Raw genomic sequence first — 6,994 nt, forward strand, 5'->3', positions numbered from 1 at the left:
ATGATTGTTGTTTCTGTTTTTGCATTGGCCGCCAATGCCACAAGTCTCTATTTGCTCCAAAAATCCAGAAGCAAAGGGCAGCATGTAAAAGCCAGTATGATATGTACCTCCAATGATGTCATTATCAATGCAGGAATAATTGTTTCCGGGGGCTTGGTTTACTGGACCGGATCCGCTATACCAGATTTGGTGACAGGAAGTATTGTTTTCGCGCTGGTAGTATGGGGAGCTGTCCGGATTCTTAAATTATCAAAGTAACTGAAACTGAATAAACTAAGTCGTAATTAATGTCGCATTCTCACCAACATATCACCAGTGGCCGCGCTTTTGCCATTGGTATTTCACTGAACCTGGTTTTTGTAGGCGTTGAAGTTTTTTATGGACTGGTGGCCAACTCGTCCGCATTGCTGGCCGATGCTGGTCATAATGCCAGTGATGTGCTTGGGCTTTTTTTTGCCTGGGGTGCTTTCCGGTTGGCCAACAGAAAACCCAAAGGAAAATATACCTACGGATTGCAGCGAAGTACCATTCTTTCTTCCATTCTGAATGCTGTATTGCTATTTATCGCGGTTTTTTTTATTGCTAAGGATGCCATCTTTAAATTGGGGAATCCGGAGCCCGTTGGTGGTACCAGTGTGATGATTGTGGCAGGTATCGGGGTGATGATCAATACCATTACAGCACTTTTGTTTGTCAAAGGCCAGAAACACGACCTGAATATCAAAGGGGCATTTCTGCACATGGCGGCCGATGCAGCTGTTTCTTTGGGAGTTGTCATCGCCGGATTTCTTATCCAAACAACCGGTTATCAATGGATCGATCCGGTGGTTAGTTTTGTGATCATTGCAGTGGTTCTTTACGGAACATGGGGCTTATTTGTGGATTCTATAAGTCTGGCGCTTGACGCTGTACCAAAAAACATTGATATAGATGAAGTTAGGAACGCTTTAAACGCCTGGCCTGGTGTTGAAGATGCCCACGATCTTCATGTGTGGGCATTGAGTACCAACCAAACGGCAGTTTCTGTGCATCTGGTGGTTCCCGGAGGGGGAGGGGACCAGTTTCTTGCTGATGTTCAACAGATGCTGGATGAGCGTTTTAATATCTCTCATGCCACCATTCAGATCGAGAGCAATGAAGACAACCAGATAGAGTGCAACCATCGGTAGCCGTGGGTTGGGAGAGCGGTTTTTTTAACCACATAAGACACATAGAAGGTGCCCGGTTAAAATAATGAGATTGCGTCACCGCGTATGCAATGGCGGGACATAACAGGATTTTTTTGAGTTGGAGGGGTTGATTTTAGGCCTTTCCGGAAATCAACCCCTCCTACCTGTTTAAAACTTACAAAACGGTCTCCTTGCGCGCAAAGCGGAGCAATCTTTTTTCAAGAAATAAGTATATCCGGACAATAGTGATAAAAAACATAAGAAAATATCGAGGAGTAAAAAAGCAGGTAGAGCTGATAAGCCTGTTTGGGCTGGCTCTATTTTGCCTTCCGGAATAAAAAATCGCAACTGGCCAAAGAACATGCCCTTCCAATGTTTCAAAACTTTTTTCAGGAAAATAAGTAAAAGAGAAGAATTACTGTTTATTTTGGAAAAACTTTTGCTCTAAACTGCAGATTGAACATTTACAAATTGCTATCCATTTGCTTTTTGTAATTCATTGTGTCTGAACTTTAATGTTTCGGCAATGAGATCTTTGCGTTTAGATATTTTTTAACTGACCATCGAAAATGAATATTCAACAGAAATTGAAATATCTCCTGATTTCGCTCTTTTTATGCGTTTCATTTCTTTCTGAAGCTCAGATAAACAATGAAGCCCGTTATTACTATCCCGAATTTGAAGAACAACGGTCTCATCAGCTTTTATTGCATCTGGCTAATATCAATTTCGTAAAAAATAACGAGTATAAAAATAAATTTGCCTGGGGCCATACCCTCATTGGATACGGAATTCAACCCTCCCTGATGTATTATGCGGGAGACCGTTTAAGATTGCAGGCAGGGGTTTTTCTTCAGCAATACAGCGGACTCAAATATTACAGCGAAGTTCGTCCGGTATTGTCGGCTCACCTTAGAGTCAGTCCTTCGGTCGATTTAATTATGGGATCGTTGAAAGGACATGTTCATCACGAAGTTATAGAACCTTTGTTTGATACAGAGCGGCAATACATACGACCTGTGGAGAATGGAATCCAGTTCCTCATTAACAGATCCTGGCTCGAAATGGATTTGTGGGTCGATTGGGAGCAGTTTGTGCAGGAGGGGGATAATTTCCCGGAATGGTTTACTGCAGGATTAAGCGCTACTACTCAGCTTCTGGATACTTTGAAACAGCCCTGGCAGTTGAGTATGCCCGTAAATATGATGGCTGTTCACCGTGGAGGTGAGGTAAGTACTTATTCCGAGCGGGTACAAACATCCATGAACCTGGCCCTTGGGCTCCATATGGAGCGAAAGTTGAATGGCCTCTTCAATGATGCGGGATTGTTTGTTTATGGGATGAATTACAACAATCTCAATGACGTGGGGCGTTTGGGCGTTAATAATGGTTACGCCTGGTATGTGGGCGCGACTGCCAATACCTCTAAGGTCAATCTAATGGCCGGTTACTTCTATGGTAACGATTTTGTTGCCCTGCGTGGAGGTGGAATTTTCCAATCTGTCTCTCCCATTCGCGACCATATGTACATCCCCATTCGTCAACTGGTAACTATGAAATTTGCATACAACAGGAAGTTTCTGAAAAAAATAAAATTCTCCTTTCTCTTTGAGGGCTACTACGATATTCCGGATGCTCGATTTGATTTCGCTCCCGGCATTCAATTGGTGTTTTCGCCCAGCTTTTTCCTTACTGAGGCGGAGTTCTTTTAATTACTATAATTAGCTTCTACCAACTTCGGGTTATTGATTCATTCAGTCTCTGCCCCCCCAATGTTAGGATAAAATTTTATCTTTATCATGTGGTTACTTGATTGGCATGCAGAGCCTTCGACCCCCGCATCGGCCGTTGGCTCACCCCCGACCCGAAAGTATTCCCCTGGCAAAGCCCGTATGTTTCGATGGATGGTAATCCTGTGGCGCTGGTGGATGTGTGGGGGGCAGAGAGTGAAGGAAAAACATACGATGGAGGAACAAAAACAGGGGTTACTGTTACGGCAGTTGATAAAGGGCCACAGCCTAAAGCAAGGGGATTGGAACCAGAAACTGTCGATATTAGTAATCTAAAAATAAATTACACTAAAGAAGGAAAAACATATCTATCTGATTTGACATTTACAAAATCAGTTTTAATTCCTATGAATCTGTTTAGCGAGGATCCAAATTATACTTATTTAAGACCATTAACCGATAATAGTTTACCTGCATCGATGGATGTCAGAGGTTATAGTAGATCTATAGGTGTTGGAATAAAAAAGAAAGGTGTTGGGGTAGGAGAGATGTCTTTCACGTTTGATGTTCCAAATTACTTCCCTAGTTTTGAACAAGGAGAGACCTGTATCTTTAAGATAGCAGGTGCAGAAGTAGAAAATGTTTCCAAAATAGGTTGTTCAATTATTGTAGGAGAAGGGACTATTGAGATTAATAAAGTCATTGATTCAAGTTTAAAAGAGACTTTGATGAACTGCAAATATATTGCAGGTGACGGTTCATTGACAACTATCTTTGGAATTGGTTATGGAAGAATTGAATTTAAGGGAATTGATCCGACAACAAACGAACAACTTGTGTCAATAATTATTAATGGATTTTCTTTTGGTACTAAGGGTTTGGGAGGCAGTGCTAGTACTGATGCTGAACCATCCTTGCCTGGTGTGCCCTCAAAGTCTTTTAATTTTGAGAGGGGTGGAGGGCCTAAGAATAAGAATGATAGTATAAAGAGAGCGGCAAGAATCTTTAGAGAAAAAAGGTCTCTTGGTGGATATCTTTCTGAGCAAAAGGTGGATACTTTATATATAGATACACGACCATGAAAAATATGTTTTTTATTTTAATGTTACTGAGTTCTTTGAGCTGTTCTTTAGGTGTTGAAAGTGATATTCGTGAGGATGTCAGCGCCAGTATTATAGGAATTCCTGAGGTCTCGCTTGAAACTGTTGATTTAAACAATGGTAATTTGCATATAGCTTATATTGATAGTGCTCCTTTTTTCGATGATTATATTGAACAAGAAATTGTAGCCTATTTAATGAAAAGTGTTGTCTTTAAATATGAGGTTGATAGTATTTTATTCACTGTTAATTATGTTAATAGAGAAGGGGGCACTATTGTTCATGGAGATTTTGGGCATTTGGAAGCTGAAGGGATTGTTGCTGTGCGATATCAGGATGCCAAAGGATATGAAGACTTATTCAATTGTTTAATGAAAAATCCTAAAGGGAAAACTGATGTGCTGATATTGGGATATTTATATGGATATATTGTTGCAGATAATCCAAAAGATAATGAGTTTTATATGGAGAATATTTTTGAATTATTGTACAATTGCTTATTGGAAAGGAAGGAAGGAGAATTTGGAGAAAACCAGCAAATGTTAAATCGAATTTTGGAAGAGGCAAAAAATGTACCTGCTAACTCTGAAGGGCTTGTTAGAAAAGTAATTGAGATTAAAGGAATAATTGAAGAATCATATTAAGTGCGGTTAATCCCCCGTAGGCGCGTATATGTAAATAAATTTTAAAGATTTCTGTTAGCGCGGTTTAGTAAAGCGTGCAATAAGCAAGCAGTAAATAAAATAAAGAGTTACAATTTAAAAAGTTGCGGCTCTTGTTTTTTATGTAAGGATTTAGTACCTGATTATTGCTGCGTTCAGCATAACCCGTCGGAGTGGAATTGCATTCCACTCCGGTTTTCTTTTTCGGATTTTTAATCCGAAGTAAGACACCTTCTTGCATGTAAATCTTCAATTTCCTCATAGTTCACTGGCAAGTTCATCCCCACCAGTGCTCATGTATTAATGGAGTCGCTATTCCTACACCAGCTACCCCACCAAATACACCAGCCAACTTCCCATTTGCTAACGATGCTACAAAAATTGCCCAACAATTTATGCCCGATATGGGCAAAACCAAAGAATGCAAACAGCAATAGGGCTAAGTTTCCTTGAGAAGGCAAGTGCATTCCTCCGTGGATTAAGTAACGGAGGTGGAGATTACAACAATTGGGATGTGTCAGTAGGTTGGTGAATGTGCAGTATTGAAGGGATTAGGGTGGTGTGACTGTTGCAGTAAATTAATGAAAAAGGCAGTACCAAAGAAGACGCTGAGTTCGGATTATTATTTTTGAATGAGTTATATTCCATTGACGGAACGCTGACCATTAATGAGGATGGAACTTATTCTGCCATTTTAAATGATGAAGAAGAGTCGGGTACATGGTACATCGGCGAACCCAATTATCACCTTTTTTTAAATGATGGCAAAACACGATTTATCACTGAGGTAGTAACATTAACAAATACAAAACTCGAATTACGAGAAGAGTATGAAGATCTTACTATTCATTTGGATGACACCAGAACTGAAGAAGTGAGCATTGTTACGCATAATCTTGTTAAATAATCCTCGAAGACGTAAATATCATCATAAAGAGTTGCAATTTTAAAAAGTTGCAACTCATTTCGTGTAAAGTTGGGGTTTGCATCTTACAAAAATTTGTTCATTTGTCGCGTTGCCGTGGGTTTTATGTGCTAAAAGTTTATATACCGTTTTGGTTTTTGTATTGATTCAAATCCGCCGGGACGCAGAAGATTAATTTATTTTGGAATCAATTTTATAAGATTCAGAATTTCATTATCTGTTAAGTTTTCAATTTCTGATTTATCGTAAATGGAAATAAGATAGACTGAATTACTTTTGTAAATCAGATGAGTTATTACTCTTGCTCCTCCGGATTTACCTCTTCCTTTACTTGCAATGGCAAGTCTTATTTTATGGCAACTATGGCCAATGGATGTTCCTTTTTGCGGAGAGGTCTTTAATTCCGTGATAAGCGTTCGGAGTTCGTTTTTTAAAGATGGGAATTTTTTAATCAGCCGTTTAGCCTGTCTTTCAAATACAGATATGGTTTTTACGTCAAATTTCATTGAGGAAATCTTCAGCATTACGGGCTTGTGCCTTACCTCCTTTAATTTGTTTCATTTCTTCAACCGCTTCAGCCAGTTCTGTGAGAAATAGTTTTTTATTTCTTAGGCGTTCCAGCTCTTCGAGATCCTTCTGAATTTTTTCCCATTCCTGAATGGGTACCTGAACGCTACTTTTATGACCCTGTCCGTTAGTTATATATTGTAAGTTCATAGTTTTGCTTTTTATGGATAGAATTGTTTCTCTTTCTACAAAAATACACTATTGAAGAGTGAAACGCAAAATCGAGTTGAGAGTTTCAGTGTTTTCTTTGTATGTGGGTTTTTCCGCCCGAAGGCATTGATTATAGCAAACTTACATAAAACGCGTAGTACCTACCGACGACAGCCGTCCCACGCAAGAGTACACTTACGATGCCATGCAGCAGCGCCTGAGCAAAAAAGCCATAGAAGCCAACGGCAACTATACCGAAACTTTCTATGCCTACGATGTCATGGTCTACGGCAGCAGCCGTGTAGGTAGCTATATTGCCAATGAGCCCGAAGGCGGCACCACCGCCCCGGCTTTCACAGCCGCTAATCTCCGCTTCGAACTGACCGACCACCGGGGAACAGTACGAGCTGTAATAACCGGGGAGAAAACTGGTGAGGGTGAAGCAAATATTATATCTTTGGGTTGCTAATGGGTTTTTTGCCAGTAACTGGGTTTGGGTTAGCTGAAAATGATTTCACGTCATTTCTTTTTATCTGTAATGATTTTCCGATCTTGAAGGGGGAGTGACCTTGGCAGGTAAGCCTAAAAACAAGGTTGTTTTATCGTAAAATCGTCTCTGTTTGAATCTCGCGCGCGCAGCAAGCGAGATGAGTTTTGACGATTACGATAAAAGAACCGTAGTTTTTAGAGC

8 protein-coding genes and 1 pseudogene are annotated in these 6,994 nt (G+C 40.2%); 7 read left to right on the forward strand and 2 right to left on the reverse strand.

Translation table 11 applies throughout. The features are described from left to right. The 6 genes and pseudogenes from QZZ43_RS02680 to QZZ43_RS02705 form a co-directional block, all read left to right on the forward strand. A pseudogene (locus QZZ43_RS02680) lies at positions 1–258 on the forward strand (cation transporter); the annotation flags it as partial. Positions 259–287: 29 nt separating this feature from the next. Continuing rightward, positions 288–1,169: a cation diffusion facilitator family transporter gene (locus QZZ43_RS02685; protein WP_291855998.1), complete on the forward strand. Its 882-nt coding sequence runs from the start codon at positions 288–290 to the stop codon at positions 1,167–1,169. A gap of 569 nt (positions 1,170–1,738) precedes the next feature. Beyond that, positions 1,739–2,881 carry a hypothetical protein gene (locus tag QZZ43_RS02690; protein WP_291856000.1) on the forward strand — a complete coding sequence of 381 codons (1,143 nt, stop codon included), beginning with the start codon at positions 1,739–1,741 and terminating at the stop codon, positions 2,879–2,881. Between the two features lie 188 nt (positions 2,882–3,069). After that, positions 3,070–3,981: a hypothetical protein gene (locus tag QZZ43_RS02695; protein ID WP_291856001.1), complete on the forward strand. Its 912-nt coding sequence runs from the start codon at positions 3,070–3,072 to the stop codon at positions 3,979–3,981. Continuing rightward, the gene (locus QZZ43_RS02700) at positions 3,978–4,643 is read left to right on the forward strand and encodes a hypothetical protein (protein ID WP_291856003.1); all 666 of its coding nucleotides are present in this window, start codon (positions 3,978–3,980) and stop codon (positions 4,641–4,643) included. Before QZZ43_RS02695 ends, QZZ43_RS02700 begins: the two co-directional genes overlap by 4 nt. 646 nt (positions 4,644–5,289) lie before the next feature. Next, the gene (locus QZZ43_RS02705) at positions 5,290–5,568 is read left to right on the forward strand and encodes a hypothetical protein (RefSeq protein ID WP_291856005.1); all 279 of its coding nucleotides are present in this window, start codon (positions 5,290–5,292) and stop codon (positions 5,566–5,568) included. Positions 5,569–5,762: 194 nt separating this feature from the next. On the opposite strand, the gene QZZ43_RS02710 is transcribed toward QZZ43_RS02705, so the two are convergent. Then, the gene (locus tag QZZ43_RS02710) at positions 5,763–6,092 is read right to left on the reverse strand and encodes a hypothetical protein (protein ID WP_291856008.1); all 330 of its coding nucleotides are present in this window, start codon (positions 6,090–6,092) and stop codon (positions 5,763–5,765) included. Then, positions 6,082–6,303 carry a hypothetical protein gene (locus QZZ43_RS02715; protein WP_291856010.1) on the reverse strand — a complete coding sequence of 74 codons (222 nt, stop codon included), beginning with the start codon at positions 6,301–6,303 and terminating at the stop codon, positions 6,082–6,084. Before QZZ43_RS02715 ends, QZZ43_RS02710 begins: the two co-directional genes overlap by 11 nt. 205 nt (positions 6,304–6,508) lie before the next feature. Here QZZ43_RS02715 and QZZ43_RS02720 point away from each other — a divergent pair, with 205 nt between their 5' ends. Continuing rightward, entirely contained in the window at positions 6,509–6,772 is a 264-nt protein-coding gene (locus QZZ43_RS02720; RefSeq protein ID WP_291856011.1) for a hypothetical protein, read from the forward strand. The last annotated feature ends 222 nt before the right edge of the window (positions 6,773–6,994 follow it).

The organism is Marinilabilia sp., assembly GCF_016278715.1.
In the GTDB taxonomy this organism is placed as follows: domain Bacteria; phylum Bacteroidota; class Bacteroidia; order Bacteroidales; family Marinilabiliaceae; genus Marinilabilia.